Genomic DNA, 596 nt, shown 5'->3' on the forward strand with positions numbered 1-596 from the left:
GCCATTGTGGTTCGAGCATTACAACATGCTTCACCCGCACAAAGCTTTGGGATATCGCTCACCGCGCGAGTTCTTAAACCGTCAAACAGAAAACTGATCCTGTCCGGTTTTTATGGGGCAACTCCAGGAACATTGATCGCCAATGAAGCCGGCGCAGTCATCGCCCTCCCTCCCCTCACACAACTTCTGGCCCATGGCGGCCCCGTCGTCGCCTGCGCACCAGGAGTGGCAAAAGATCTGTCCTTCCTGATGGAACCGGAAAAACAATCCTTCGCTGCTGCCTGATTTCAATGACAGGCTTCCTTGAGCAGAAACGCACGTCCCAACGCATTCCAGCAGATCGACCAACCAACGCGTCGATGCCTCTCCCGAAACGCCAAATAGCCCCTTAAGGGGCTATTTATGTTGGTCATGTGGAGAAGGCGAGCACCGCGGGGCTCGGACACGCACAAAATCGGCTGGATCTGATGGTAAGATTGGTTGCGGGGGCAGGATTTGAACCTGCGGCCTTCAGGTTATGAGCCTGACGAGCTACCGGGCTGCTCCACCCCGCGCCAAGTTTTTGCCTTTGGCAAAAACGGAAGAACTGCAAAGCC

The 596-nt window shown here is 55.4% G+C and carries 2 protein-coding genes and 1 tRNA gene; 2 read left to right on the forward strand and 1 reads right to left on the reverse strand.

Annotation, left to right across the window (positions count from 1 at the left end; genetic code table 11):
- Positions 1-97: integrase core domain-containing protein (locus JNB91_RS30385; RefSeq protein ID WP_220326603.1), on the forward strand; the 97-nt coding region annotated here is incomplete at its 5' end.
- 35 nt (positions 98-132) lie between these two features.
- A complete protein-coding gene (locus JNB91_RS30390) occupies positions 133-285 on the forward strand; it encodes a hypothetical protein (RefSeq protein WP_220329127.1) in 153 nt (50 codons plus the stop codon).
- A gap of 192 nt (positions 286-477) precedes the next feature.
- Here the strand turns inward: JNB91_RS30390 and JNB91_RS30395 are convergent.
- Positions 478-554, reverse strand: a tRNA-Met gene (locus tag JNB91_RS30395).
- Between the last annotated feature and the right edge of the window lie 42 nt (positions 555-596).

The sequence above is a fragment of the Aliirhizobium wenxiniae genome (assembly GCF_019511445.1).
Classification (GTDB): Bacteria; Pseudomonadota; Alphaproteobacteria; order Rhizobiales; family Rhizobiaceae; genus Neorhizobium; species Neorhizobium wenxiniae_A.